The organism is Phenylobacterium sp. (assembly GCF_024508875.1).
GTDB lineage: Bacteria > Pseudomonadota > Alphaproteobacteria > Caulobacterales > Caulobacteraceae > Phenylobacterium.
The window spans coordinates 1-26,226 of the sequence record NZ_JANINU010000230.1; the positions used below are offsets into that span (position 1 = coordinate 1).

At 67.8% G+C, this 26,226-nt stretch carries 29 protein-coding genes; 14 read left to right on the forward strand and 15 right to left on the reverse strand.

All coding sequences use genetic code 11. The features are described 5' to 3' along the window. The 7 genes from Q0L11_RS16435 to Q0L11_RS16465 form a co-directional block, all read left to right on the forward strand. The coding region (locus tag Q0L11_RS16435) for an RlpA-like double-psi beta-barrel domain-containing protein (RefSeq protein ID WP_296598651.1) at positions 1–704 on the forward strand (704 nt) is incomplete at its 5' end. A gap of 31 nt (positions 705–735) precedes the next feature. Then, positions 736–1,371 (forward strand): dTMP kinase, encoded by a 636-nt coding sequence (gene tmk, locus Q0L11_RS16440; RefSeq protein WP_296598652.1) that lies wholly within the window; start codon positions 736–738, stop codon positions 1,369–1,371. Further along, positions 1,364–2,365: a DNA polymerase III subunit delta' gene (locus Q0L11_RS16445; protein WP_296598654.1), complete on the forward strand. Its 1,002-nt coding sequence runs from the start codon at positions 1,364–1,366 to the stop codon at positions 2,363–2,365. The genes tmk and Q0L11_RS16445 overlap by 8 nt, the downstream gene beginning before the upstream one ends. 8 nt (positions 2,366–2,373) lie before the next feature. After that, on the forward strand, positions 2,374–3,150 hold the full coding sequence (locus Q0L11_RS16450; protein WP_296598656.1) for a TatD family hydrolase: 777 nt from the start codon (positions 2,374–2,376) through the stop codon (positions 3,148–3,150). Then, positions 3,147–3,965, forward strand: coding sequence for an MBL fold metallo-hydrolase (locus Q0L11_RS16455; RefSeq protein WP_296598657.1), 819 nt, complete (start codon positions 3,147–3,149; stop codon positions 3,963–3,965). The genes Q0L11_RS16450 and Q0L11_RS16455 overlap by 4 nt, the downstream gene beginning before the upstream one ends. Next, entirely contained in the window at positions 3,962–4,570 is a 609-nt protein-coding gene (locus tag Q0L11_RS16460; protein WP_296598658.1) for a phosphoribosylglycinamide formyltransferase, read from the forward strand. Before Q0L11_RS16455 ends, Q0L11_RS16460 begins: the two co-directional genes overlap by 4 nt. Continuing rightward, positions 4,563–4,940: a putative quinol monooxygenase gene (locus Q0L11_RS16465; protein WP_296598659.1), complete on the forward strand. Its 378-nt coding sequence runs from the start codon at positions 4,563–4,565 to the stop codon at positions 4,938–4,940. Before Q0L11_RS16460 ends, Q0L11_RS16465 begins: the two co-directional genes overlap by 8 nt. Before the next feature lie 288 nt (positions 4,941–5,228). On the opposite strand, the gene Q0L11_RS16470 is transcribed toward Q0L11_RS16465, so the two are convergent. From Q0L11_RS16470 to Q0L11_RS16475, 3 genes are read right to left on the reverse strand one after another with little or no spacing between them, the layout of a single operon-like run. After that, positions 5,229–5,849, reverse strand: coding sequence for a hypothetical protein (locus Q0L11_RS16470; RefSeq protein WP_296598660.1), 621 nt, complete (start codon positions 5,847–5,849; stop codon positions 5,229–5,231). A gap of 9 nt (positions 5,850–5,858) precedes the next feature. Then, positions 5,859–6,290 carry a TniQ family protein gene (locus tag Q0L11_RS24695; protein WP_367183446.1) on the reverse strand — a complete coding sequence of 144 codons (432 nt, stop codon included), beginning with the start codon at positions 6,288–6,290 and terminating at the stop codon, positions 5,859–5,861. Beyond that, positions 6,283–6,894, reverse strand: a complete 612-nt coding sequence (locus Q0L11_RS16475) for a TniB family NTP-binding protein (RefSeq protein WP_296598689.1) — start codon at positions 6,892–6,894, stop codon at positions 6,283–6,285. Before Q0L11_RS16475 ends, Q0L11_RS24695 begins: the two co-directional genes overlap by 8 nt. A 331-nt stretch (positions 6,895–7,225) precedes the next feature. Between Q0L11_RS16475 and Q0L11_RS16480 the strand changes: the two genes are divergently transcribed. Genes Q0L11_RS16480 through Q0L11_RS16495 form a run of 4 tightly spaced genes read left to right on the forward strand, consistent with a single transcriptional unit; the run spans position 7,226 to position 9,502 of the window. Then, positions 7,226–7,531: a hypothetical protein gene (locus Q0L11_RS16480; RefSeq protein WP_296598662.1), complete on the forward strand. Its 306-nt coding sequence runs from the start codon at positions 7,226–7,228 to the stop codon at positions 7,529–7,531. 26 nt (positions 7,532–7,557) lie between these two features. Further along, positions 7,558–8,073 (forward strand): hypothetical protein, encoded by a 516-nt coding sequence (locus Q0L11_RS16485; protein ID WP_296598663.1) that lies wholly within the window; start codon positions 7,558–7,560, stop codon positions 8,071–8,073. Then, positions 8,070–9,098: a hypothetical protein gene (locus tag Q0L11_RS16490; RefSeq protein WP_296598665.1), complete on the forward strand. Its 1,029-nt coding sequence runs from the start codon at positions 8,070–8,072 to the stop codon at positions 9,096–9,098. The genes Q0L11_RS16485 and Q0L11_RS16490 overlap by 4 nt, the downstream gene beginning before the upstream one ends. 23 nt (positions 9,099–9,121) lie before the next feature. Next, positions 9,122–9,502: a hypothetical protein gene (locus Q0L11_RS16495; RefSeq protein ID WP_296598667.1), complete on the forward strand. Its 381-nt coding sequence runs from the start codon at positions 9,122–9,124 to the stop codon at positions 9,500–9,502. On the opposite strand, the gene Q0L11_RS16500 is transcribed toward Q0L11_RS16495, so the two are convergent. Further along, positions 9,480–10,115 (reverse strand): recombinase family protein, encoded by a 636-nt coding sequence (locus Q0L11_RS16500; protein WP_296598669.1) that lies wholly within the window; start codon positions 10,113–10,115, stop codon positions 9,480–9,482. The genes Q0L11_RS16495 and Q0L11_RS16500 overlap by 23 nt on opposite strands. Positions 10,116–10,456: 341 nt before the next feature. On the opposite strand from Q0L11_RS16500, the gene Q0L11_RS16505 reads away from it, so the two are divergent. Continuing rightward, complete coding sequence (locus Q0L11_RS16505; protein ID WP_296598670.1) at positions 10,457–11,677, forward strand: hypothetical protein; 1,221 nt, start codon at positions 10,457–10,459, stop codon at positions 11,675–11,677. 820 nt (positions 11,678–12,497) lie between these two features. Here the strand turns inward: Q0L11_RS16505 and Q0L11_RS16510 are convergent. The 9 genes from Q0L11_RS16510 to Q0L11_RS16550 all read right to left on the reverse strand — a co-directional run bounded on the left by Q0L11_RS16510 (position 12,498) and on the right by Q0L11_RS16550 (position 22,777). Beyond that, positions 12,498–12,914 carry a hypothetical protein gene (locus Q0L11_RS16510; protein WP_296598672.1) on the reverse strand — a complete coding sequence of 139 codons (417 nt, stop codon included), beginning with the start codon at positions 12,912–12,914 and terminating at the stop codon, positions 12,498–12,500. Next, the gene (locus Q0L11_RS16515) at positions 12,911–14,074 is read right to left on the reverse strand and encodes a hypothetical protein (protein WP_296598673.1); all 1,164 of its coding nucleotides are present in this window, start codon (positions 14,072–14,074) and stop codon (positions 12,911–12,913) included. The genes Q0L11_RS16510 and Q0L11_RS16515 overlap by 4 nt, the downstream gene beginning before the upstream one ends. Before the next feature lie 533 nt (positions 14,075–14,607). After that, positions 14,608–15,312 (reverse strand): winged helix-turn-helix domain-containing protein, encoded by a 705-nt coding sequence (locus tag Q0L11_RS16520; RefSeq protein WP_296598675.1) that lies wholly within the window; start codon positions 15,310–15,312, stop codon positions 14,608–14,610. Beyond that, positions 15,309–17,990 carry a sensor histidine kinase KdpD gene (locus Q0L11_RS16525; protein ID WP_296598676.1) on the reverse strand — a complete coding sequence of 894 codons (2,682 nt, stop codon included), beginning with the start codon at positions 17,988–17,990 and terminating at the stop codon, positions 15,309–15,311. The genes Q0L11_RS16520 and Q0L11_RS16525 overlap by 4 nt, the downstream gene beginning before the upstream one ends. Further along, on the reverse strand, positions 17,987–18,577 hold the full coding sequence (gene kdpC, locus Q0L11_RS16530) for a potassium-transporting ATPase subunit KdpC (RefSeq protein ID WP_296598678.1): 591 nt from the start codon (positions 18,575–18,577) through the stop codon (positions 17,987–17,989). Before kdpC ends, Q0L11_RS16525 begins: the two co-directional genes overlap by 4 nt. 149 nt (positions 18,578–18,726) lie before the next feature. Continuing rightward, on the reverse strand, positions 18,727–18,867 hold the full coding sequence (locus Q0L11_RS16535) for a hypothetical protein (protein ID WP_296598679.1): 141 nt from the start codon (positions 18,865–18,867) through the stop codon (positions 18,727–18,729). Further along, positions 18,864–20,933: a potassium-transporting ATPase subunit KdpB gene (gene kdpB / locus Q0L11_RS16540; protein WP_296598680.1), complete on the reverse strand. Its 2,070-nt coding sequence runs from the start codon at positions 20,931–20,933 to the stop codon at positions 18,864–18,866. The genes Q0L11_RS16535 and kdpB overlap by 4 nt, the downstream gene beginning before the upstream one ends. 19 nt (positions 20,934–20,952) lie before the next feature. Continuing rightward, positions 20,953–22,665, reverse strand: a complete 1,713-nt coding sequence (gene kdpA / locus Q0L11_RS16545; protein ID WP_296598681.1) for a potassium-transporting ATPase subunit KdpA — start codon at positions 22,663–22,665, stop codon at positions 20,953–20,955. Positions 22,666–22,687: 22 nt separating this feature from the next. After that, the gene (locus tag Q0L11_RS16550; RefSeq protein WP_296598683.1) at positions 22,688–22,777 is read right to left on the reverse strand and encodes a potassium-transporting ATPase subunit F; all 90 of its coding nucleotides are present in this window, start codon (positions 22,775–22,777) and stop codon (positions 22,688–22,690) included. A gap of 822 nt (positions 22,778–23,599) precedes the next feature. On the opposite strand from Q0L11_RS16550, the gene Q0L11_RS16555 reads away from it, so the two are divergent. Together Q0L11_RS16555 and mazG are read left to right on the forward strand one after the other, a co-directional pair. Further along, positions 23,600–24,094 (forward strand): hypothetical protein, encoded by a 495-nt coding sequence (locus Q0L11_RS16555; protein ID WP_296598684.1) that lies wholly within the window; start codon positions 23,600–23,602, stop codon positions 24,092–24,094. 76 nt (positions 24,095–24,170) lie between these two features. Next, on the forward strand, positions 24,171–25,001 hold the full coding sequence (gene mazG / locus Q0L11_RS16560; protein ID WP_296598686.1) for a nucleoside triphosphate pyrophosphohydrolase: 831 nt from the start codon (positions 24,171–24,173) through the stop codon (positions 24,999–25,001). Here mazG and gloA read toward each other — a convergent pair. Together gloA and Q0L11_RS16570 are read right to left on the reverse strand one after the other, a co-directional pair. Beyond that, positions 24,998–25,507, reverse strand: a complete 510-nt coding sequence (gloA, locus tag Q0L11_RS16565; protein WP_296598687.1) for a lactoylglutathione lyase — start codon at positions 25,505–25,507, stop codon at positions 24,998–25,000. The genes mazG and gloA overlap by 4 nt on opposite strands. A gap of 15 nt (positions 25,508–25,522) precedes the next feature. Then, a partial coding sequence (locus Q0L11_RS16570; RefSeq protein WP_296598688.1) for a GTPase occupies positions 25,523–26,226 on the reverse strand: 704 nt, incomplete at its 5' end.

Below are 26,226 nucleotides of genomic sequence, written 5' to 3' on the forward strand. Positions count from 1 at the left end.
CGTCGATGGTCGAGGTGACCAATCTCGACAACGGCAAGAAGCTGGTCGTGCGCGTGAACGACCGCGGCCCGTTCGTCGACAACCGGATCATCGACCTGAGTCGCGAGGCGGCGCGCCAGCTCGGCTACGACCGGGCGGGCCTGGCGAACGTCCGCGTGCGCTACATCGGCCCGGCGCCGCTGCTGGGACCGGCCGACGGGCTTCGCTACGCCCAGGCCAAGCCCCTGGCGACGCACCTGCCGCCCGCATTGGCGCCGCTGGCGGCGTCCGGCGCTGTGACTTCGGGATCGTCCGACGACGTCATGGAATTGGCCGCCGGCACGGCGCCGCCCCGGGCCATGAGCGCGATCTCGCGGCCTGCCGACGATGACATCGCGGTCTCGTCGCTGCCCCCGCTCACCGGCTCGGCCATCTCGTCCGCGCCGATCGCCGGCCAGGGCCCGGTCCTGGCGAGGGCTGCGACGGCGCCCGCGGCCGGACTGCGCGTCCAAGCCGGAGCGTTCGCCAGCCAGGCCAACGCCCAGCGCGCGGTGACGCAGCTCGCCGCCGCCGGGCCTGCGGTGATCGAGCCGCTGCAGCGCGACGGCCTGACGCTCTACCGCGTGGTGCTGCCCTCGCCCGGCGACGAGGCCGCCGCCTACGCCCTGCGCGACCGGGTGGCCGAGTTCGGCTTCGCCGAAGCCCGAGTGGTCAGCAGCTTCTAGACAAAGGCCGCGAACGCGCCAATTTGGCCGCGTGACGCGCGGTCGGTTCATCACCTTCGAAGGCGGAGAGGGCGCTGGGAAGTCCACCCAGGTGCAGCGCCTCGCCGCGCGCCTGCGCGCCCACGGCCACGAGGTCGTGACCACGCGCGAACCCGGCGGCTCAACCGGCGCCGAAAGCATCCGCGACATCGTGCTGAAGGGTGACGCCGACCGCTGGAGCCCGATGACCGAGACGCTGCTGATGTACGCGGCCCGGCGCGACCACATCGAACGCGTCATCCGCCCGGCGCTGGAACGCGGCGCCTGGGTGATCTGCGACCGTTTCGCCGACTCCACCCGGGCCTACCAGGGCGCAGCGGGCGGGGTCGATCCCGCCTTCATCGCCGCGCTGGAAACCCACATCCTGGAGGCCACGAGGCCGGACCTGACCCTCGTCTTCGACCTGCCTCCGGAGGTCGGGCTCCAGCGCGCCCATGCCCGCGCGGGCGCCGAGATGCGCTTCGAGTCCAAGGGCATGGCGTTCCACGAACGCCTGCGCGCCGGGTTTAAGGCCATCGCGGCCGCCGAGCCTGGGCGCTGTGCGGTCGTCGATGCGACGGCCAGCATGGACGGCGTTGAAGAGGCGATATGGTCGGCGATCCAAGCCAGGTTGGCGGCCCATGGCTGACCTCGAGGTCCCGCACCCGCGCGACGTCCACCTGCTCCAGGGGCAGGAGGCCGCCGAAGAGGCGTTCGAGGCGGCGCGGGCTCGCGGGCGGCTGCACCATGCATGGCTGCTGACCGGCCCAGAGGGCGTGGGGAAGGCGACCTTCGCCTACCGCGCGGCCCGCCGCCTCCTGGGCGCCGCGCCCGACCGCCACAACGGTATCCTGGGCGCGGATGTCGAGCATCCGGTCAGCCGCCAGGTCAGCGCCCGGAGCCACCCCGACCTGATGGTGCTGGAGCGCGAGGGGCCGGACGGCAAGCCGCGCAAGGTGATCCCGGTGGACGACGCCCGGAAGCTGGCCGAGTTCTTCTCCAAGTCGCCCGCCAGCGCGCCGCACCGCGTGGCGATCATCGACGCAGCCGACGACCTGAACGTCAACGCCGCCAACGCCATCCTGAAAACCCTGGAAGAGCCGCCGCCGCGGGGTGTCCTGCTCATGGTCTCTCACTCGCCCGGGCGCCTGTTGCCGACCATCCGCTCGCGGTGCCGGCGGCTGGCGTTCAAGCCCCTGGGGATCGAGGCGACCGCGGACTTCGTGAGCGCCCGCGCCGACGTGAACGCCGAGGAAGCCCTGCGGCTGGCGACCATGGCCGACGGCGCGCCCGGCCAAGCGCTGTCGCTGGCCGCCTCGGGGGCGCTCGCCATGGACGACGCAGCGCGTGACCTGCTTTCGGAGCTGCCGCGCATCGACGAGACCCGCGCGCTCTCCATCGCCGAGAAGTTCCGAGGTGGAGAAGGGCCGACGCAGTTCAACCTGCTGTTCGACCGCCTGGCCGACCGGGTGCACCGACTGGCCACCGACCGCGCCGGGCAGGGGATCGGCCGGCTTGATCCGTGGGCGGAGGCGTGGGAGACGCTGCAGCGCCTGCCGCGCGAGGTCGAGGGCCTGAACCTCGATCGCGCCGACGCCCTGTTCACCGCGCTGACGGAGCTCCGCCGGGCCGCCCAGGCCTGAAGCCGCCCATGCTGATCGACAGCCACGTCAACCTGCACGCGCCCCAGTTCGACGAGGACCGCGAGGCCGTGATCGCTCGCGCCCGCGAGGCCGGCGTGCGGCTGATGGTCAACATCTCGGACAAGGTCTCCAACTGGCCGAAGGTCCGGGCCCTGGCCAACCAGCCGGACATCTGGTGCACCATCGGCACGCACCCGCACGAGGCCAAGGAGGACCCGGATCTGTCGCCGGCGACGCTGGTGAAGATCGCCGCCGACCCACGCGTGGTCGGCATCGGGGAGTGCGGCCTCGATTTCCACTACGACCTCAGCCCACGCGACATCCAGGCGAAGGTGTTTCGCGCCCACGTGGCCGCCGCGCGGGAAACCGGGCTGCCGCTGGTGGTCCACACGCGCGAAGCCGACGACGTCATGGGCGCGATCCTGGAGGAGGAATACGCGGCGGGGCCGTTTCGCCTGCTGATGCACTGCTATACGTCGGGCGCCGAGCTGGCGCGGCGGGCGGCGGCGCTGGGCGCCTGGTTCTCGGTGTCGGGGATCGCGACCTTCAAGGCCGCCGAGGACGTCCGCGAGGTGATCCGCGACATGCCGGCCGACCGGATCATCGTCGAGACCGACTGCCCCTACCTGGCGCCCGTCCCACACCGAGGGCGCCGCAACGAGCCGGCCTACATCCCGCACGTCGTCGCCAAGCTGGCCGAGATCCGCGGCTGGTCGCTAGACGAGGCCGACCGACGGACGACCGACGCCTTCTTTGGCCTGTTCGACCGGATTCCGCGGCCATGACCGCCAAGCTCGAGGTGACGATCCTGGGCTGCGGCTCGTCGGGCGGCGTCCCGAGGGCCGATGGCGACTGGGGCGTCTGCGACCCCGCGGAGCCTAAGAACTTCCGCATGCGCTGCTCTCTGCTCGTGAAGCGCAAGGGGGAGGGGGCCGAGACCACGGCGCTGATCGACGCCTCGCCCGAGCTGCGCATCCAGACCGCCAAGGCCGGGGTGAAGCGCTGCGACGCCGTGCTGCTGACCCACGACCACGCCGACCAGGTGCATGGCCTGGACGACGTACGGGCGTTCTACCTGCGCCAGCAGGCGCGCATCCCGTGCTGGATGGACGCGGCCACCGACGCCACGATGAACCGGCGCTTCGGCTACATCTTCGAAGGTGAGGGCGGCTACCCCGCGATCTGTGATCGCAAGGCGATCCCGGCGCACGGCGTGGCCTGGCAGGTGGATGGGCCGTCGGGCGCGATCCCGGTCGTGACCTTCGACCAGGACCACGGTGGTGTGAGGTCGGTCGGCTATCGCTTTGGCGGAGTTGCCTATTCTTCGGATGTCGTCGATCTGGACGACGCCGCGTTCGAGGCGCTGCAAGGCCTGGACGTCTGGATCGTCGACGCGCTACGCCGGCGGCCTCATCCAACACACGCACACCTGGATCTGGCGCTGGAATGGATCGAACGGGCCAAGCCACGGCGGGCGATCCTGACCAACATGCACATCGACCTGGACTATCAGCAGCTCCTGAAGGAGCTGCCGCCGAGCGTCGAGCCGGCCTACGACGGCCTGACGTTCGAACATGAATTGAAGGCGGAAAACACGTGATTTCACGGCCGCTTAGACTAGGGTTTTTAGCATCCGGAAACGGCTCCAGCGCCGAGGCGATCGTGACAGCGATTGAAGCCGGACGCCTCGCTGCCGAGCCGCGGCTGCTCGTGAGCAACAGGAAGTCGGCGCCGGCCTTCGCCTGGGCGGAGGCCCGCGGCGTCCCGGTGCGCGCGATCCCGACGGTTGGCGATCCGGACGCCGCCGACGCGGCGCTGGCTGACGCTATGGCCGAGGCCGGTGTCGAACTGATCGTGATGTCCGGATATCTGCGGCGTCTGGGGCCGAAGACGCTCGGGCGCTACGCGGGGCGCATCATCAACATCCATCCTGGATCGCTGCCTCAGTTCGGCGGCGAAGGTATGTACGGCGCTCGCGTGCATCAGGCGGTGATCGCCGCCGGTGTGCCCGAGAGCGCCATCGTGATCCATGCTGTGGACGAGGAATACGACCACGGTCCGGAACTGGCCCGCCTCAGCGTTCCGCTGCAGCCCGGAGACACGGCGGAGAGCCTGGAGGAGCGCGTGAAGGCCCTGGAGCCCGCATTCTTCGTCGAGACGCTGGCGCGCGTGGCCGCCGGCCAACTGGAGCTGCCGGGTGTTTGAGCGGCGCACCGTGCTGGCCGGCGCGGCGGCTGCGGCGCTCGTCGGATCGGCCGCGACCGCCAAAGGAGCCGAGATGTACGGACTGATCGGGAAGATGCTGGCCAAGCCAGGCCAGCGCGACGAACTGATCCGCTTGATGCTGGCCGAGACCGGCGAGATGCCGGGCTGCCTGAGCTACGTGGTGGCCAAGGACGGCGCGAGCGCCGACGCGATCTGGATCACCGAAGTCTGGGACAGCGCCGAGAGTCACAAGGCTTCACTGAAGCTTCCGGCCGTCCAGGCGGTCATCGACAAGGCGCGTCCGTTGATCGCCGGGTTCGGGGACAACTTCGAGACCCAGGTGGTGGGCGGCGTGGGCCTATCTCGATAGCTCGCCTCATATTTCCGATAATCTTCATTAGGCGCAAATTGTGGGCCTGTCTCCGCCTGCGCCTCGATGTCCCTGACTCCAAATGCTGCGACTGAGCCCTCTTCCGGCGGATGTTCCATCACCGTGGCTTTGCTCACTCCGAGTATTCGCGCCAAGTGCCGGACGCTTTCCCCATTGTCGTTGACTCAATATTGCGAGACTCCCGCCGATTTTCCGGAAGTTCCCCTCTCGTTCGCCGATCAGGCGCGATTCTGACTCCAAACCTCGCACTCGATCCGCCGCTCAACGCTAAGAGACGTAGCCGCCGATCGCGCCAGCCGCTGCAGCATACGTCCAGCGCCGGCGCAAATCCGCTGGCCACGCCAACGAGCGCTCGTCCAACGTCAGGACGGCTTCTCGCGGAAGCTGGGTCGCGAACAGCAGCAGCGGATCCCGAACGGCGTGCTTGAACCGACCTTCCCATCCCCGCAGCCGCGAATGGGCGTAGAGGTCCCGAAGCCAGCCTGAGCCCATTGGGCCCACGTTGACGCTCGACGGATCAGGCGGTTCCGCCAGGACGAACATGGCGACGCGCACGTAGAGCAGCCTGGTCGTAGCGTCCATTTCCGCCATCCAGCCGACCGGCAGCCTGAGTGCGCCGATGAGAGATCGCCGTCCGAAGAGAGGTTCTTCGAACTGGTTCATCAGCGCCCTGGGGTGGACGCCGCGGGTGAGCGTGCCGAGCCCATCGACGATGTCGCGGATTGCGAAGCGGAGTTTGAGCAACTCCGGCTGGCCCTTCTTTCGCTGTCGGAGCCCGCTTGCGACACGCGCGACCATTGCGGGGTTGTCGAATGGACGCTCTCCGAGGGCGTCCCAACTTGCGGGGCGCTCCGGGTTACGATCGAAGATCACCTCCTCGTCCGCCACCCTGATCGACTACGCGGCATGAGAGATCAGCGGGCGCATGTGAATTTCGCAGTGCGTCGCTAGCGGATGGGTCCAACTCGCCCGGACATACGGTGGAGCCGCCTCCTCCACATCTTGAGCCAGGCAGAGGGGGCACACCCCCCACGCGTCCGGAGGCGCAGGCCCTGGCGGGAAGGGGTGCGTGAGCAGGTCCGGCGAGATGGTCGCCAACAGCGCTGACACCGGCAGATCCATGGCCGCCGCTATGGGTTCAAGACTGAGCGCATCCCCTCGGTCGGCGGCCGACAGTCGGCAGCCAAGCTCCGCCTCCAACTCGGCCAGCGTGAGGAAATGCGCATCTGCCGTCCTGACCAGCCATGATGAGAGCGCTTCGTCAGCGGACCGTTCAGGAGCGAGCCTGGCGAGCCTAATCGCCGGCGTGCCGGACGACCCCCTAACCAACTTCCGCGCGCCGGCGCCGCACCGCCACCGCCTCCACCAGATCGGCCGATAGACACTCCTCCTTGTCGACGGCAGCGACTGCAGAGCGCTCGAGCAACGAGAGCAGTCGACCTAGGTTTCGTCCTGAGTGTCGTTCAAGCATCTCCATCAGTTCGCGGTTTACATCGGTCGGCTTGCGAAGCGGCATGTAAGCCAGGCGCTGGAAGACGACCTCAAGAGGCCAACGGTCCTTCCGGGTCCAGCCAGGAAGCGCAACCACCTCGAAGCGCTCCTTGAGGTGGAGGTCGCCTTCGATCAGACCCTTCGCCTCGTTGGAACCGAAGCCGGCGATCGAGATATGCAGCTGGTTTGAGATGTACCGCAGAGCGTCCATGATGATCGCCTGCTCATAAGGTCCAAGCTTGCTCAGGCGCTGTAGCTCATCAATGATCAGCATTCGGACGCCAAGGGCACGCAGTTGCTGGATGAGCATGCGCTGGAGGCGTGGGGTGGTGGCCCGCTCTGGTGGCCTCGCCGCCGCTCGTCTGCGTGACCATGGCCAGCCGGTCTTCGGCGTCGTTCTCCCAAATACCCCACGGCGCGCCGCGCAAGCCGGCGGGGCGATGGCTGCCGAGCCCGTAAAGCCGGAAGCGCGCGGACGAGACGGGTTTCACGGACACTCCGAGGGTTAATTGGGGCACGCGAACGCCAAAGATAGGATGCGCGCGCCAGGCCACCATACTGCGCCCATCGCCCAGCCCACCTGGACCACGGGCCACGTCGCGGGAGGACCCGGCCGCGAACGGCGCGGGACCCCTTCGACGCGATCTGGCTTTCGTAGCATTCGTACTTTGCCTACAGCGTCTGGAGCCGCCGCCCGCCGCGAGCGGACATCCGCTGTCCGCCGAACCGCTCGACTTCCTGTGACCGAACGATCCTGAGACTCGCGCCCCGCCATGAAAGCGATCGAAGAGGCCTTTATCCTGGCCGCCGACCCCGAGCTGATCTCGAAGGACCTGAAGCTGCACCAGCGGCCCTTCCATGTGGCGATGCGCTGGATGCAGGAGAACGGCTTCCGCGGCGACGTGTTCGACAAGCGGATCTGGGACCCCCTGATGGCGACCTATCGCCGTCTCTATCCCTCTGGAGACTTCTCCATGCCGGCCATGCTGGCCGGCGGCGTGGCGATCCGCGACCAGATGTATCCAGTGCAGATCCGGGTCGGCTTCCCGACCCGTCGGCCTTCATGCCCGGCGATCTAGCCGCGTTTCTGAAGGCTGTGGGCGGCGTGCGGGACTACACGCGCCAGCGCGGCCTGGCGGGCGACTGGTTGCGCTATTGGCACGGCCAGGGTCGCGCCTTGGACGCCCTAGCCGATCTGGAGCAACACTATCAGACGAGGAAGCTCCGCTCGTGGCTCGACGAGACGCTCGACGCCGCCTTCGAGGTGTCGCTGCAGGTCGAGGGCCGGACCCTGGCCTGGCGTTGGCTCGTCCGCGCCCATGTCGCGCAGTACGGTTGGCAGCGCTTTTACACCAGCGCTGAGACCAACGAGGCGCGCATGCGGAAAGTCGCGCAGGTCTACCCCGACAAGTGGCGCGACTTCATCCGAGAGACCGCCCATTCCGCGATCGGCCCGCGCGGGCGCGATGAATCCATCGTCTTCGGGCATTCTCGGCTCGTCACGTTCCTCGTCGAGGTCGGCCAGGCAAGTCTGGCCACGGACTTCACGCTCGCCATGTCACAGGTCTTCGCCGCCGAGCTGACCGCCCAGCCGATCACGACGCCAGCGTGGGCCAGATGAGCGCGATCCGCACGATCCTGTTCGCGCGCCTTCTCTTTCCTGCGCCGCGCGTGCGGTGGGAGGCAGCGCGGAGTGTCGCCACCCTGATCCGGGCTGGAGACGCTACGGTCGCGAGCGACCTGCTTGCCTGGATCGCGGCGCGCCCGCTCGAGAGTGAGGCGGTGCTCGGACTGAACCTGATTGAGGCCTTCAAGCTCGGCGCGCATTTCACACCGTCGGCGCTCGCCGAGGCTGTTGGGGCACCGTCGGTGCTCTCCGCGACGCTGTTCGCCCGGCTCTATCCCGGCGTGGAACTCGACGCCTCGAAGCAGTGGGCCTTCGCCCCGGACGGGCCGGCCCCGATCAGCGCCTTGCAGAAGCGCTGGTTCGACCGATACCGGACCTGGGCGGTCGCACCCTTGTTCACAATGATCCTGTCGGACCTGCAGAGGGCGACGGGAGCACCGTTCCTTGAGCGTTGGCGACACGAATGGGAGTGGCTTCAAAGCCAGCACGAGCGACCGGCGCCGGAGTATCCGCAGTTCTTCTCGGGGTACGATCGAGAGCGGAAGGGACAGTTCGATCAGTCACAGCGCGACATCTACCTCTCGGCTTACCTGCGGACCCTGGCGTTTGCAGTCTCCAGATGGGGACTCCCGTCGCGGATCGCCGAAGACCGCGCCGGCGCGGCCCTGGTGTTTAACCGCGACCTCGCAGATATCGAACCGATCGCGCGGCCCGCATGGGCCATGGACGTCTACCCCGATGACGATGGGGATATCGCGGTGGGCGTACGAGGCTTACTTGCGAAGATGGACCTCGAGGCCGAGCAAGAGCCCGTCGCCGTTCGGGTCATCGACCTCCAGGACGACCGCTTCATCGATATCGACGTGCGCCTGGCCCTGATCCCACGGAGGGCGAAGGGCCGCGCCCGAATCCGGAGGAACTGCGTGATCTGGTCGCCCACGGCCGTGGCGGGCTGGATGGGCCCGTCGCGCAGGATGCTCGGCGCGAGCCCTTCGCTCTCGACGAACCGCTCGAGCTGATCCAAGACCTCACCCCACGCGATATGGGCCGTCTGCATATCGACGTGGCCTCCAACATCCGCGTCGCCTCGCCCTATCTCTTTGGCCGTCCCGTCACTGTTCAAACCGGCGGCACGACGGTCGATCTGATCGACGACCGCGGCCTGTTCTCGCGCTGGACGCACTGGTACGTCGACTGGGAGCCGGTGCATCCCATCGCCCTCGTCAACCCGCTGGGCGCGCTGACCACTGTGCGATCGTCTGACCTGCGGTCGTTGGCGGCCGAACCCGGCGTCGACATCGCGTGGTTCGCGCGGGTGAAGATCGGCAGGCGAACCGAGGTCTACCGCGACTACGAGGTCGAGGAGCGCGGGTTCTGGCTCGACGACCCGGCGCCCGAGGCTATCGCGAAGGCCGGGACCTGAGCCTGAATTGAGCGGAGCCGCCTTCAACGGACCTTCCGAAGGTCTCTGATGAGTCAACCCGGTCACCAAGCGGAGGGATGCGCGCTACCGTGGCTTTGCTCACTCCGAGTATTCGCGCCAGGTGCCGGACGCTTTCCCCTTTCGCGCGCTCCGCGGCCACGAAGCGCCTTTGCTCCGTCGAGAGGATAGGTCTGCGCCCCAATCGCACCCCGCGCTCCTTCGCGCGAGCTCTGCCTTCGGACGTCCTCGAGCGGATCAGCTCTCGCTCGAATTCGGCCAGGCCGCCAAGGACGGTCAGCATCAATCGGCCGTGGGGCGTGGTGGTGTCGGCCCACGCGTCGCGCAGCGAGCGGAAGCCCCCTCCCCGATCTGCGATGGTCGCCAGCGTGTTCAGGAGATCCCGCGTCGAACGGGCCAGTCGGTCGAGACGCGTGACGACGAGGACGTCGCCATTCTCGAGGGCCTGGATCGCTCGCCGGAGGTGGGTGCGATCGGTCTTGGCGCCGGAAGCCGTCTCGCTGAACACCCGCTCACAGCCGGCCGCCTTCAGTTCGGCCACTTGAGCGCTGACGCTCTGGCCGTCGGTCGACACTCTGGCGTAGCCGTATTGCACGCGAAATTCTGAGACTAACTTCTGAGACAGACAACCCCCTGGATTCACTGGTCACGCCAATCGTCTCACAATTCTTGAATAAAGGGACACGTTCTACAACGAGCAGGGGGGAACGAGAACGAGCCGCACCGCGGCGGGGCATATCGGACTGGCGCCCCGTTGGGTTCTGCTTTTGTTCTTGACATCTGCGCGCAAATTTGCGATGGTTCTGTCACGGTGTAGGTCGTGCGGGAGGGTAACCCCGCCCCACCAACGGGCCTGCTCCGAATTCCCCCAGAACAAGCTACTGCGCGTCGGCGACCTCGCCTGCCGCGCCGTAAGCATGCTTAATGGAGATGAGCATGGCCGACGGCCAGATGGATCCCGCACGCCTCGGCGGCGACGCGCTCAGGCGATGGTATCTGCGCACGCCAGAAGAGATTGAACAGGAACGACAGACGCTCGCGGCACGTCGGTACAATGACTTCTTTGGCGGGCTCCGGCGGCGTAATCCGGATCCAGGCTTCACGCTTCATGCACCGGAGGCAAATCCCGATCCCGGTTTCGCCCAGCCGCGCCCGGAGCGGAATCCGGATCCCGGATTCGGCATTCAAGTAGACCCGGTCGCGGGCCAGGGCGATCTCGGGCTCAATTGGGTTCCCGCACGGACAAGCCGCTGGCAAGGGGTTGCGGCTCCGTATGCGGGTCGCGACGGTCGGCCTGTTGCTGAGGAAGCCTCGGGGGTCGACGGGCGGGCGGCCAGGATCGCGTGGGCGCCGGCACATCCACTAGGCTGGAAATCGCCGATACGGGGCGTACCCGTCGCCTCAAGTGGACCGCGAGGAGCGCCCCTTGCTGATCCTCCGGAACTGTCAGCAAGCGCCCAGAGAGCTTCGAACCCCCTTGCTACATCCGTCAGCCAGCCCCGCACGCAAGGCACTCAAGCGCAGGACGGCCCACTCAAACCGGGCAAGGCAGGGGTTCAGCACAACGCCCGGACCTATCGAACGCCGGCTATGCCGCCGAAGCCTTCGTTCTTCTCCTATATGTTCGGAGGACCCGCGCGGATCACCAGTCCGGAAGGTAACACCGTCGGATACTACGACCACGACGCGGGCAAAGTCGCGATGCAGATGACTGCCGCCTATGCGGAAATCGCGCCGCTCTTCCATCCGGGGGGCTGGATGGAGGCCGGCAGCGCCAAGGTGGGCACACCCCTCCTGAAAGCGATTGACGACGCTATCTGGGAGGCTCTGCAGAAGCACCATCCTGTGCCCCTTCACATGGGAGGCAGGTACCTGCAGGAACTGGCCCCGCTGCGTGAGACCCTACACGTGGAGTTTCACAGCATGCTGAGGTCGGCCTTCAAGAAAGCAGGTGGCTTTCCGAACACCGGCGGCAAGGGAGGGGCTCGAGCAGACTGGGTCGCCTACTTCGAGGCCAACCCAGATCGGTACAGCGAGGCCCTCAGTATCCTTCAACGTGTCACGCGCGACTTCGACAAGGCGAAAGGCACGAACGCGTCTATGTATCTTGACCGAGAGTTGGCACGCATGGCCGAGAGGACTCGGCGTGGTCCGTAGGCGGAGAGTTGGATGTTTGAGGGGCGGCGCTCAGAGGCAGCTTGGGCTTGGTTTGCCCCTCGAACGTCCGATTGTGCGCCGCTCGATCGGAGAGCTTACCCTAGCGCCGAGTTCCTTGGACAGCCGATCGCGTGGCCGGAGTGGGCATGCCGAGCGCCCGACGGCGGCATCCACATCGATGCGAGGCGAGCGAGCATCGACATACGCTTGGCGAAGGAGCCGAAAGCCAAGCTTGAGTTCACGTGGACTTGCAACTTTGGCGCTCGGTTGGTCACTCGACGTTGGCTCTCGCTCGTCGAGGATCTGGTCGACGAGGTAGCGGAGGTCTTCACTGGAGCGGTATTCAGAGGTGAGAACAAGATCGAGGCTTGGAGATCGCTCCACAGCCCTCTCGCACCACCTCTTCTCTCAAGCGATGGACAAGTAAAGACGTGCCCAATCTGCGGGGACGTCTATTCGATGTTGAAAGGACGCACTTTCTTCGCGAACCCAGCTGTCCTTTCCAAGCCTCTCATTGTGAATCGCAGCGGGATTTTCATTCGGCGTGACATATTTGAACAACGAGCGATACCTACGCCGGTCGGTGCCTTCAGCCCGAGTTGGGTATGGCTCGAAGACGCGGGTGGCTAGCGTCGGAGCCCAGACCATCATCACGCTGGCGCTATCGCCAGCGAGCTCGTGACTCAATATTCGAATGAAAATCTCGTCGGGCAGTTTGCGATAAGCTTGGCCCATTGTTGGAGTCATCAGATCGTTTTGGAGTCGGGCCTCCCTCGGGATCCGGTCGGACCATTTGGAGTCAGCGACACCAGCCTCACCTTCATGGCGCCTGGACGGGATGTGGCGATCGGGACGTGTCCCTCCAGTCTCGAAACCAACGGATCTCGCGGAAACGCCCATCCTCCCGCAGCGCCTTGTCCAGCTGGGTCAGAAACTCTTCGAAGCTGGGCTGCAGGCGCCAGATCCGCCAAGTCATGTCCTTCGTGATCAGGTTGCAGTCCCGCTCATCCATACGAGTGATCTGGAGCCAGAAGCGTCGACCATTCGCGCGAACATCGAGCTCCCAGCCGTGCTCGCCGGCATGGATTGGGGGCGACACATCGTAACCGAGAGATGCGAGCATCGTCCCGATCACCTCGGTAACGTTCCGTCCTGGGAACTCCACGAAGTCTGTTTCATCTTCGACCCCGTCGAGAGGAAGATCGGTCCGGAACTCGGCTTCCGGCCTGACGCTCACCAGGAGTCCTCCTCGTCAGCCATCCCGTGCGCAGCCGCGCCGACGCCGCCCGCCAGCCCTCCCACGCGCGCCTTTAGCGGCGCCGGACTACCGTGCCAGAGCCGACCAGCCAAACCGTACTCCTGCAGGCCGAGATCAGCGCCACTCCATCTGCCGCCGCCCACCCTCGCCGGAAAACCGGCGCCATGGAACTTGGGATCGACCGCATAGTGAAGCTCGTACATGTCTCCTCGGGTGATGCCCTCCGGTTTGAGCCGATTGAAGACGCTTTCGCTGAAGCTCCGCGGGAGGCCCATTCGTCGCGCGGCGAAGTGATGTCCCATGCCGTGCTCTGGATAGGGCTCGGCCAAATGGGCCGCACGCGCAGGCGTGAACCCCTGGGCCAGGTACTTCTCCGCCGTGGAGGCCTTCGAGACCGCGCCGAGGCCCTTCACGCTCTTGGCGAGCGGACCGCCGACTGCGAACGATCCCACGTCGAAGGCGAGTTCGCCCTGGTTCATGCCGATGTCTAGCCGACGCCGAACCTCCTCGCTCACCGTCGGCGCGGCAGGAGTCGCCGTCGGATCCAGATCCACGCGCATCTGGTGCGCCTTGTCGCGGACATCGCGGACGACGATCTGCGGATCCGCAACGCCCCTGCGCACATAGTCGACGCCCCGCGAAGCGGCTCCGACCAATTGTTGAGCCGCCGATTGGCCGGGCAGGCTCATCAACGTGTCCAATGGATTTGTCAGGCGCTGGAGGAAGACCGCGCCTTCGGCGAGCCCTTCCACCGCATGGACGCCGCCCCTCGCAACGCCCACGGCATTGCCGATCCCCTGCGCGACGTCTCCGGCAACAGCCCTCACCACGGGATTGCGATTCAGATCCACCTTGGCGCGCGGCGCCTGACCGCTGCCTGCGGGGCGCGGTGGCGGGCCCGGTTGGGCCGATCGCCTGACGATCGGCTTAGGATCGCTCAGTAGCTTCGCTCCGAACCGATTGACCTCTTCCTGGGTGCGAAGAACCAAGTCCGTTCCCGACCTCAGAGCATCACCGTAGGCCTTGTGCGCCGCCGCCTCCGCCTCACGGCCGAGCTTCGCGACCTCGCGCGTGCGACGGTCATAAAAGTCCGCCATCGTTTCGAGCACGCCGCCGCGCGCTGGCCGATGTCGAGCCATTCGCTTCGCCTTTCCCACTTAGAATGCCACCTAGCGCCCGACGAGCGCGCCACCGGCAGCAAGGACAGCATCTCACAAAGCTCAGCTTGCGTCAAGAACAAACCATGAACTTTTAGCGCCATCAACCCTCCGCTGCGATCGCGAGTTTCCCTGCGTGGAAAGGCGCCGCCCACGCACTTCCAGTGCCGAGCCATCAAGGCGAAGGGCGCACGCTAGTCGGCTTTCCACACGCGCGGTCCTTGGCGGTTGGAGGGTAAGGCGAGGCTCCATCAGTGCGTGTCAGGGCGGAGCTTGACGACGCGGCGACGGAAGTTCTGGCCGCACATCTCCTCCGGCGAGAGGGTTGGTCTGCGCCCCAATCGCACCCCGCGCGAGCTCTGCCTTTGGACGTCCTCGAGCGGATCAGCTCTCGCTCGAATTCGGCCGGGCCGCCAAGGACGGTCAGCGTCAATGGGCGTTGGGTGTGGTGGTGTCGGCCCACGCGTCGCGCAGCGAGCGGAAGCCCCCTCCCCGGTCTGCGATGGTCGCCAGCCTCACGGCTCCGCTTCGTCGGCCATGAAGCGGTAGCCGACGCCCGGCTCGGTGACGATCAGCCGGGGTTGCGAAGGGTCCGGCTCGATCTTCTGCCGGAGCTGGCCGATGAACACACGCAGGTACTGGGTGTCCTCGACGTGCGCCGGTCCCCACACCGACAGCAGCAGTTCGCGGTGCTGCATCACCTTGCCCGCATTCTGCGCGAGCTTGGCCAGGAGATCGTACTCCTTCGGCGACAGGTGCACAGGCTGGTTCGCGCGCGTCACCAGCCGGCGCGGGAAGTCGATCACCAGGCCCGACGCGCGGATGATCGGCGGCGGCGGCTTCGCTGCGTGGGAGCGCTGCCGCAAGGCGGCGCGCAGGCGCGCCAGGAGCTCGCCGACGCCGAACGGCTTTTCCACATAGTCGTTGGCCCCCAGGTCGAGGGCCTCGATCTTCTCCGTCTCCCGGTCGCGGGCGGACAGGATGATGATCGGGTCCTGGTAGAACTCCCGGGCCCGTGTCAGCACCGACTTGCCGTCCATGTCGGGCAGGCCGAGGTCGAGCACCACCGCGGCGGGCGCGGCGCGGGCGATCTCGCGAAGGCCCTCCGCGCCGGTCTCCGCGCGAAGCGGTTCGAAGCCCGCCGCCTCCAGGGCCGCGCGGAGAAACCGATGGATCTGCGGCTCGTCGTCGATAACCAGGATTTTCGGGTAGCGGCTCATGCGGGACTTTCGGGCGCGCGCGGCGCTTTCGGCAGGCTGATCAGGACGCGGGTGCCCCGGTCCCCATGGATTGGACTGGCGGCGGCGATGCGCCCCCCCATCGCCTCGATGAAGCCCTTGGAGATCGACAGGCCCAGGCCGACCCCCTTTCCGCGCTCGTTGCGGTCGCTGGGTTCCTGCATGCGGTGGAACTTTTCGAAGACACGAGCCAGCTCCGCCGTCGGAATGCCCTTGCCTTCGTCCTCGATGCTGATGACGATGTTGTTGCGATCCTCGTAGGCGGCGAGTTCGATCGCCGTGTCGTCAGGGCTGTAGGCGATGGCGTTCTCGAGGATGTTGACGACCGCCTGCTCCAGCAGATTGGGGTCGAGCCTGACCAGCGCCAGCTCGTTCGGGAAATCGCGCTGGATATGCCGCTTGCCCAGGCGGCGCGACACACGCTCCGCCGCCGCCACTAGGACGTCGCGCACGTCGACCCAGTCGTTGCGGATATTCAGCCCGCCGCCCTCCAGGCGCGTCACGTCCAAGAGATTGCCGACATAGCGGTTCAGCCGCTCGGCCTCCTCGCGGATCGAGATCATCAGGTCGTCGCGGACCTCCTTGGAGATGGAGTCGCCGTAGTCGATGACCGTCGTGGCGGCGCCCAGCACCGTCGAAAGCGGCGTGCGCAGATCGTGGCTGACGGAGTTGAGGAGCGCCGAGCGCAGTTGATCCGTCCGGCGCAGCGCTTCCGCGCCTGCGGCCACCGTCGCGAATTCGGCCCGCTCCAGGGCCACCGCCCCCTGGTCCAGCAGCGCACTCACGAACCGTTCGCCTTCCTCGGTGGCGATCGCGGATGGCTCGACGCCCACCACCCCGGAGCGCGTCTTCACCCCCTGCAGCGGCCGGAAGGTCCAGGCGGCCATCGGCATGGTGCCGGTGCCATGCCCGGTGGCCTCACCCTTTTCCCAGCACCAGCGCGCCGCGGCCATGTCTCCGGGCGGAAGCGTCGTCAGCGCCGGCGTGGCGGCCATGATCTTCAGGTCACCGTCGTAGGGCCCCAGCACGATCGCCCTGGCGCCGGTCGCCGCCGCCAACTGCTCCGCCAGCGCCCTCGCCGCTTCCTCCGCGCCGGTAGAGCCGGACAGGCGGCGGGTCGCGGCCAGCACCGCGGCGATGGCCGAGGCCCGGCGTGAGGTCGATCGCGCCTGGTCGCGGACGCGGCCCGTCAGCCAGCCTGTCGTGAGGGCCACTGCGAAGAACACCGCGAATGTCAGCACATCGGCCGGGTGGCCGATCCGCATGGTGAGCTTCGGCTCCAGGAAGAAGAAGTTGTAGGCGACCGCGGAGGCGCCGGCGGCCAGGACCGCCGGCCAGAGGCCGAAGGCGATCCCAGACACCAGCACACTCAGCATGAAGACCATCGCGAGGTTCGCGCTCTCGACGTACTGGTCGATGAGCCAAGCGACGCTCGCGGCGACGGCGACGGTCCCGAACGCGCCCAGGTGCCCGCGCCACGGCAGGTCGCGGAGCGACGGCCGCGTCCGGAGTTCTGGGGCGGGAGTCTCGGCGGATTCGGTGATCACGTGCAGCGCCGCGCCGCCCGCTTCCTGCAAGAGGGCGCCGATGAGGTCGCGCCGCAGCCGCAGTCCGCGCCGCTCGCGCCGCCCGACGACGATCTGGGTCACGTTGTTGCGCCGCGCGAAGTCGATGACGCTCGCCACGAGGTCGTCGCCGGTCAGCGTGACGGTCTGGCCACCGAGTTGGGTGGCGAGCTTCATGGCGTCGCGCAGGCGCTGGGCGTCCCCGGCGCTCGGGGCCGTGGCATTCGGACGCTCGACGTTGGCCACCGTCCATGGCGCGTCCATCATCATGTCCGATAGGCGTCGCCCGGCGCGTACTAGCGCGCTCGCCATCGGGTCCGGCCCGACCAGCACCAGGATCCGCTCGCCGGCGGCCCAAGGTCCCTCGACGCCGGCCCGTTTCATGGCGCCGATGAGCTGGTCGTCCACCGTCTGGGCGGCGCGCCGAAGGGCCAGTTCGCGCAGCGCCGTCAGGTTCTCGACCTTGAAGAAGCGGTCCGCCGCGACGCGGGCCGTATCCTTCATATAGACCTTGCCCTCGGCCATCCGCTCGCGCAGCTCGGACGGCGTGATGTCGATGAGCTCGATCTCATCGGCGCGGCTGAGCGCGGAGTCGGGAACGGTCTCACGCTGGCGCACGCCGGTGATCTTCCAGACCACTTCCAACAGGCTTTCCAGGTGCTGGACGTTGAGGGTCGTCCAGACGTCGATCCCCGCGGCGAGCAGTTCTTCGACGTCCTGCCAACGCTTGGGATGGCGCGAACCGGGCGCGTTGGAGTGGGCGTATTCGTCGACCAGCAGGAGTTCGGGCTTGCGCGCGAGCGCCGCGTCGAGGTCGAACTCCATCAGGGCGCGGCCGCGGTACTCGATGGGCTTGCGCGGCATAACGTCCAGGCCGCGCAGCAGGGATTGGGTCTCCTTGCGGCCGTGCGTCTCCACGACCCCAACCACGACGTCGCCGCCCTCCGCTTTTCGGCGGCGGGCGGCGCGCAGCATCTCGTAGGTCTTGCCCACCCCCGGCGACATGCCGAGGAACACCTTGAGCCTCCCCTGCCCTGCGCGGGTGGCCGCGAGCAAGGCGTCGGGATCGGGCCTGCGGGGCTCTTCAGGGGTCATCGGGCGGGAGGTCGTCCCTTGGGGAAGGCCGCGTCGAGGGCCAGGTTGGTCTCCAGCACATTGACCCGCGGCTGGCCGAGGATGCCGAGGGTGCGATCCTCGACGTGACGATCGACGACCGCCTTCACCTGCGCCGCGGAAACGCGGCGAGCGGCGGCGATGCGGGCGACCTGCATCTTGGCGTTCTCCGGCGATATGTGTGGGTCCAGGCCGGAGCCGGACGTGGTGACTGCGTCGGCTGGGACGACGGTGACGTCGTCTTCCTGGCGGATCGCCGCGGCGCCCTCCCCGATCCGCTTGGCGAGATCCGCGTTGAGCGGGCCGAGGTTCGAACCGGACGAGGCCGACGCGTCGTAGCCGTTGCTGCCGGCCGCGGACGGGCGGCTGTGCAGATACTGCGGTTGGGCGAAGGACTGGCCGATGAGTTCCGAGCCGACCACCTTCCCGCCAACCCGGATGACGCTGCCGTTGGCCTGATGGGGAAACGCCCCCTGAGCCACGCCAGTGATGGCCAGCGGATAGGCCAGCCCCAGGAGGACCGTAAACAGTCCCATGGAGGCCAGCGCGGGACGAACGAGCGCGAGCATATGCAGTCTCCTACCAGGTCACTTTGAGGCCAGCCACGATGCGGGCCTTGGAGATGTCGCCGAACTTGTCCATTCCGGTGTCCCAGTAGCGGACGTCGAGGCCGATGTGGTTGAGAGAGGGCTTCTTCATGTCGTTGGTCTTCCGGGGTTCAGGAGGCGGCGGCGGACGCGCTTCGAGGGGATGCGCCCGCCGCCGGTTCCAGTCGCGAACTGGCGAGGGCGACCAGAATGAGGAACAGGATCAGGCCGAGGCTGACGGCCGCGGCGCGAACCAGCTGGGCGTCGATCATGCGAGCCCCACGGACGAGATGATCAGGTCGACGATCTTGATCCCGACGAACGGCGCGATCAGGCCGCCGAGCCCGTAGATCAGCAGGTTACGCGACAGCAGTCGGCCCGCGCCGATCGCCTGGTAACGGACCCCGCGCAGGGCGAGCGGGATCAGCGCCACGATGATCAGGGCGTTGAAGATCACAGCCGACAGGATGGCGCTCTGCGGGCTCGTGAGCCGCATGATGTTGAGCGCACCCAGGGCCGGCAGCGAGACCACGAACATCGCCGGGATGATGGCGAAGTACTTGGCCACGTCGTTGGCGATCGAGAAGGTCGTCAGCGCGCCTCGGGTGATGAGCATCTGCTTCCCAACCTCGACGATCTCGATGACCTTCGTCGGGTCGCTGTCGAGATCGACCATGTTGCCGGCCTCGCGGGCGGCCTGGGCGCCGGTCTGCATGGCGACACCCACGTCCGATTGCGCCAGGGCGGGGGCGTCGTTGGCGCCGTCGCCGCACATGGCAACCAGCCGTCCCTTGGCCTGCTCGGTGCGGATCAGCCGCAGCTTGTCCTCGGGCGTGGCCTCCGCGAGGAAGTCGTCGACCCCGGACTCCGAGGCGATCGCCGCGGCGGTGACCGGGTTGTCGCCCGTGATCATCACGGTGCGCAGGCCCATGCGGCGCAGGTCCGCGAAGCGTTCCTTCACGCCGGGCTTCACCACGTCCTTCAGATGGATAACGCCCACCAGGACACCGTCCTCGCTGACCGCGAGCGGCGTGCCGCCCGAGCGCGCGATACGGTCGACGGCGGCGTTCACCTCGCTCGGCGCCTCGCCTGCAGACAGGCCGATCGACTTCATGACCGCGTCCACCGCGCCCTTGCGCCACGACTTGCCGCCGGCGCTCAGGCCGGACTGGCGCGTCGTGGCCGAGAAGGCGATGATCTCGGCCCCCGCGGGGGCCTCGACGACCAACCCTTGGTTGCGGGCCAGTTCGACAATCGAGCGCCCCTCCGGCGTCTCGTCGCCCAGCGAGGCCATCAACGCCGCCTCCAGCGCCCGTTCGGGGCGCACGCCGGGGGCCGGGATCACGTCGGTCGCCATGCGGTTGCCGAACGTGATGGTGCCGGTCTTGTCGAGCAGCAGGGTATCGACGTCGCCAGCGGCCTCCACGGCCCGTCCGGAGGTGGCGAGCACATTGACCTTCAGCAGGCGGTCCATGCCGGCGATCCCGACGGCCGAGAGCAGGCCCCCGATGGTGGTCGGGATCAGCGTGATGAACAGCGCGCCCAGCACCAGCGGCGGCAAGGCGACGCCGGAGTACTTGCCTAGGCCCAGGAGCGTCACGACCGCGATCAGGAAGATCAGAGTCAGGCCAGCCAGTAGCACCGCCAGGGCGATCTCGTTCGGCGTCTTGCGGCGGTCGGCGCCCTCGACCATGGCGATCATCCGGTCGAGGAAGGAGTTCCCCGGTTCTGAGGTGATCCGCACCTTGAGCCAGTCGGACACCACGGTCGTGCCGCCGGTGACGGCCGAGCGGTCGCCGCCGCTCTCGCGGATCACTGGCGCAGACTCGCCGGTGATGGCGGCCTCGTTGACCGAGGCCACGCCCTCGATGATCTCGCCGTCGGCGGGGATCACGTCGCCCGCCTCGACCAGGACCACTTCGCCGGCGGCCAGTTCGTGGGCCGGGGTGGGGACCACCGTCCCGGTTTTCGGATCCACGATTAGCTTGGCCTTCGTCGTCACGCGGGTGGCGCGCAGGCTGTCGGCGGCGGCCTTGCCGCGGCCCTCGGCGATGCTCTCGGCAAAGTTGGCGAAGAGCACGGTGGCCCACAGCCAGATCGCCATCTGCAGCGCGAAGGCCCAGTTGCCGGCGCGGGCGACCTCGAGCGCGGTCGAGACCGAAGCCAGCAGCGCCACGATCCAGGTCGCGAAGATCACCGGATTGCCGGTGAGCTTGCGCGGATCGAGCTTGGTGAAGCTATCGCGCAGGGCGCGGCCGAGGATCGCGGGGCCGAGGCTCGTGGCCAGGGTGGAGGCCTTGCGACGATTGTCGCCGAGCGGAAGATGGGCGGATGTCATGACAGGGATTTCCTGAGGCTCAGCGGGCGGCGGCGAGCGCGGCCGGCAGCTGGAAGTGTTCGACGATCGGTCCCAGGGCGAGCGCCGGGAAGAACTGCAGGCCGCCTAGGATCAGGATCACCCCGATCAGGAGACCCACGAACTGGCCGCTGTCGGTCGGCAAGGTGCCGGCGGTTGGCGCGAGCTTGGGCTTGGCGGCCAGGGCGCCGGCGATGGCGAGCACCGCGACGATGCCCGGGAAGCGGCCCAGCAGCATGGCGAAGCCGAGGGTGGTGTCCCACCAGGGCGCATTCGCCGTCAGGCCCGCGAAGGCCGAACCATTGTTCGCCGTGGCGGAAGTGTAGGCGTAGAGGATCTCGGAGAGGCCGTGCGGGCCGGGGTTGAGCAGGCCTTTCAGCGCCTCGGGCAACGCCGCGGCGATGGCCGAGAACCCGAGCATCGAGAGCGGCAGCACGAGCACGACCAGCATGGCGAGTTTCACCTCGCGCGCCTCGATCTTCTTGCCCATGAACTCCGGCGTCCGGCCAACCATCAGCCCGGCCACGAAGACCGCGAGGATCGCCATGACCACCATGGAGGCCAGACCGGTGCCGATGCCGCCGGGAAGGATCTCGCCCAGTTGCATGAAGAACATCTGCACGGCGCCGCCCAGGGGCATGTAGCTGGCGTGCATCGAGTTGACGGAGCCGTTGGAAGCGCCGGTCGTGACCGCGGCCCAGACCGCCGAAGAGGGCGCGCCGAAGCGGACCTCCTTGCCCTCCATGTTCACTGAGGCGTCGACACCGGCCGCGACCAGCGCCGGAGCCGGTTGGGTCTCGGTCCAGTAGATCGCCGCGGCGCCCGCCGACAGGATGATGGCGGCGGCCGCCACGAGGGCGCGGACGTCCTTGCGTGCCAGCGCCGAGCGGCCGAAGGCGAAGAAGGCCGCCCAGCCCAGCACGTTGATCGACACGCAGGCGATGAAGTTGGCGGCGGGATTCGGGCCCTCGAACGGGTGGGCGGAATTGACGTTGAAGATGCCGCCGCCATTGATGCCGAGCTGCTTGATGGCGAGCTGGCTGGCGGTGGCGAAGAGCGAGATCTTCTGCTCGCCGCCTTCCAACGTCGTGGCCATGACCGAGGCCGAGAGCGTCTGCGGGACGCCGAGCGCCACGAACACCACGGCGACCAGGATCGACAGCGGCAGCAGCACCCAGAGCGTCGTGCGCGTCACGTCGGCCCAGAAGTTGCCGATGCCCTCGCCGCGGTTGGCGATGAAGCCCCTTGCGAGCGCCGCCGCGACCGCCGCGCCGGTGGCGGCGGAAAGGAAGTTCTGCACGGTCAAGACCAGCATCTGGCTCAGCGTCGACACGGTGGTCTCGCCGCCATAGGACTGCCAGTTGGTGTTGGTCACGAAGCTGACGGCGGTGTTGAACGCCAAGTGCTCGGACAGCGGGCCGAAGCCCTGCGGGTTCAGCGGCAGGACGCCCTGCAGGCGCAGCACCGCATAGACCAGCGCGAAGCCGACGGCGTTGAAGGCCAGCAGCGCGGCCGCGTAGCCGAGCCAGCCCTGGTTCTTGTTGGGGTGGATCCCGCACGCGCCGTAGAAGACCTTCTCGACGGGCTTCAGCACCGGGTCGAGCCAGGTCCTGTCGCCGTTCCAGACGCGCGACATGTAGATGCCGAGCGGCCAGCCGAGGCCGACGGCGAGAGCGAGAGTGAGGGCGATTTCCGCCCAGCCTTGCCAGTTCATGGGATGTGTCCGTCCGTGGCGGTCAGAAGCGGTCCGGCCGCAGGAGGGCGACCAGCATGTAGCCGCCGATGACGAGGGCGCCCGCGCCCCAGATGAGCATCTCAAGCATCACAGCCGCCTCAGCGCCGCTGCGAAGAGCCCGAAGAGCGCGAAGGCGCCGAGGCCCAGCGCGATGTAGACGATGTCGAGCAATGGCCCGCTCCCGCTTCAGGTCGAATGAGCCCGGGGACTAGCAAGCGGGGGCGTAAGCGCTCCATTCCGAAGGCCGCACCCTGGTGTAAGGGAACCATAAGGATCTCACTGGCCGCCTTCGCCGCAGTCAAATGATGGTTCGGCGGCGAGGGGTTCTACTCTCCTGCGCCTCGCCCCTTCAGAGCCCCATGTCCGGCCATCGCCCCTCCGACGCTCGCTGGCTGCACTTGGCGCACCGGCGCCGAGCAGTTCGCCGCCGACTCCGGCGCGCACCTCGCGGGCATCGCGTCCGCGACCCAAGGCTCGTTCGAGACCCTGGGCCGTGACGATGTCGGCGACGAGAGCTCCCAGGTGTTCAGGCGCGTACGGGCGGTCGCCCCCGTGACCTACCGCCTGAAATAGCGCCTCGGGCTAAGCGGGCCCTATCGCCACGCGCGGACCAGTGCGGCGATGATCGCGCCCCAGAGGCCCAGGGAGATCGCGGCTCCAATCGCAAGGCCGACGCCGGTCGGCAGAGGGCGCGATGGATTCGACGCCCGGACCGCGATGGCAGGAAGACGGGAAGAGACTAGGTCGCTCATGCGGAGCCCCCTCGCCGGCATCCGAATCGCGACCGCCGGCTCATGCCATGGAAGCTAAGCGGATTCGCCTGAGAGGCGAGTCATGACGTTCTCGCGAGCGGACTTGCGCCGGGCGCCGCGCAATCCTATCTTTGTACAGTAATTACTGTTGGTGGATCGCTATGCGCCTCGTCACCGTCACCCTCACCGTCGCGGCCCTGCTCGCCAGCGCCGCGAGCGCCGTCGCCGCCCCCGCCTCGGTCACCGTCGCCGTCTCGCCCGAGCTCCAGAAGACGTTCGACAAGACCTACGGCCAGCGCGAAGCGGAACTGCTGACCGCCGACCTCAAGCGCTCGGTCGAGAAGGGCCTCGAGAAGAAGCCCGCCTACGACGGCGCACGGATCGAGCTGACGCTCACCGACGTGAAGCCAAACCGTCCCACGTTCAAGCAACTCGGCGACACGCCCGGCCTCTCGTTCGAGAGCTTCGGGATCGGCGGCGCGGCGGTCGAGGGCAAGGTCGTCCGCGCCGACGGGACGGAGACGCCGGTGAAGTTCGACTGGTACGAGACCGACATCCGCCAGGCCCACGCCCAGTGGGTCTGGAGTGACGCTGAGTGGGCTTTCGATCGGCTGGCCCGAAAGCTCGCCCGCGGCGAGGAACTGGCCCAGCGCTGATCTGCCCGACACAGCTTGCGCCATGGAACGGCGCGCGGTCTGATCGCCGCGCGCCGTTCGCTTTCCGAGCCCCGAAATGACCCGCCCTGCCCCATCTGCCGACCTGCGGCCCATAGACCGGCTGCTGGAGATCATGGCGCGGCTGCGGGACCCCTCCGACGGCTGCCCTTGGGACCTGGAGCAGACCTTCGCCACCATCGCGCCCTACACCGTGGAGGAGGCCTATGAGGTGGCCGACGCGATCCAGCGCGGCGATCTGGCGGATCTCAAGGACGAACTGGGCGACCTGCTGTTGCAGGTGGTTTTCCATTCGCGAATGGCCGAGGAGCAAGGCGCCTTCGCGTTCGAGGACGTGGCCCGGGCCATCAACGACAAGATGGTGCGCCGCCATCCGCACGTCTTCGGTAACGAGAGCTACGCCGACCTCGACGCCCAGAAGGCCGGTTGGGACCAGCTCAAGGCGCAGGAGCGGGCCGAGAAGGCCGCGAACGGTCAGGGCAAGGTCGAGAGCCTGCTCGACGATGTACCGGTGGGCCTCCCGGGGCTGACCCGCGCCGTGAAGCTCTCCAAGCGCGCCGCTGGCGTCGGCTTCGTCTGGCCCACCGTGCAGGACGTGGTGGTGAAGCTGCACGAGGAGGTCGGCGAGATGCTGGCCGAGATCGAGGCCGGCGACCTCGACAAGGTCCGCGACGAACTTGGCGACGTCCTGTTCGTCGTGGCGAACCTGGCCCGCACCCTGGACGTCGACCCCGAAGACGCGGTGCGCTCGACCAACGCGAAGTTCGTCCGCCGATTCCAGTACGTCGAACGCCGCCTGGCCGAGCGTGGCAAGACGCCGGACCAGTCCGACCTGGCAGAGATGGATGCCCTCTGGGACGAGGCGAAGGCCGCCGGGCGGGCGGGTTAGCCGCCGGGCGTCAGTAGGGTCGTCATGCCGTTCGGCGAGAGGATCTCGATCCAGTAGCCGTCGGGGTCCTTGATGAAGGCGATGCCCTTCATGCGGCCGTCGTCCGGACGCTTCACGAACTCGACGCTGAAAGTTTCGAAGCGGGCGCAGGCCACCGCCACATCGGGGACGCTGATCCCGAGGTGCCCGAACCCGCGCGGCTCGGCGTTGCCGTTGTGGTAGCCGGCGAAGTCAGGATCGGTTTCGGTCCCCCAGTTGTGGGTCAGCTCCAGGGTCGTTTCGCGGGAGAAGACGAAGCGAAGGCGCTCGGCCGCGTCCTCGGGCACGGTCTCGCCGTCCCGGAGCAGGGCCAGGAAGTAGAGCGAGAACTTCGCCTCGGCGAAGTCGAGCCTATGCAGCAGGGTGAAGCCCAGCACGTCGCAATAGAAGCGGATCGAAGCCTGCGGATCGCGGATCCGCAGCATCGTCTGGTTCAGGGTGTATCCGGCCGTCGCGGGGTCTCGCATTATCGTCCTCGAAGTTCAGCCGGCCGCGACCTGAGCCTGCGGGAACATCTGCTCGAGTTGGCCCAGCGCCTTGGCGGTGAGGCTGACGGAAAAGCGCACCGTGCCGTCCTCCAGGTCCTCGCGTTCGATCACCCGGCCGTGGCGATAGAGCCAGGCGATGGCGGCGCCCTCCCCGGCCGGCGTGCGGACCTCGACCGGCGGGGCTTCGTCCACCAGCCCGGCCACCGCCGCCAGCAGCTCGTCGCAGCCCTCGCCGGTCACCGCGGACACAACGACCGCCGGTGGGCTGGCCCGGCGAGCGTCGCTGATCGCCTCGGCCCGCCCTTCCGCCGGCAGCAGGTCGGCCTTGTTCCAGACCTCGAGAATCCGGCGCTCGTCCATGTCGACGCCCAGGCGGCCCAGCACCGCGCGCACGTCCTCGGCCTGGGCCTGCGTCTCCTCGCTGGAGATATCGCGCACGTGCAGGACCACGTCGGCCTCCCGCACCTCCTCCAGGGTGGCGCGGAACGCCTCCACCAGTTCATGCGGCAGGTCGGAGATGAAGCCCACCGTATCGCTGAGGATCGCCGGGCGGCCGTCGGGCAGCTTCAGCGACCGCAACGTCGGGTCCAGGGTAGCGAACAGCATGTCCTGCGCCAGGACCTCGGCCTGGGTCAGCCGGTTAAAGAGCGTCGACTTGCCGGCGTTGGTGTAGCCGACCAGCGCCACGCTCGGGAACG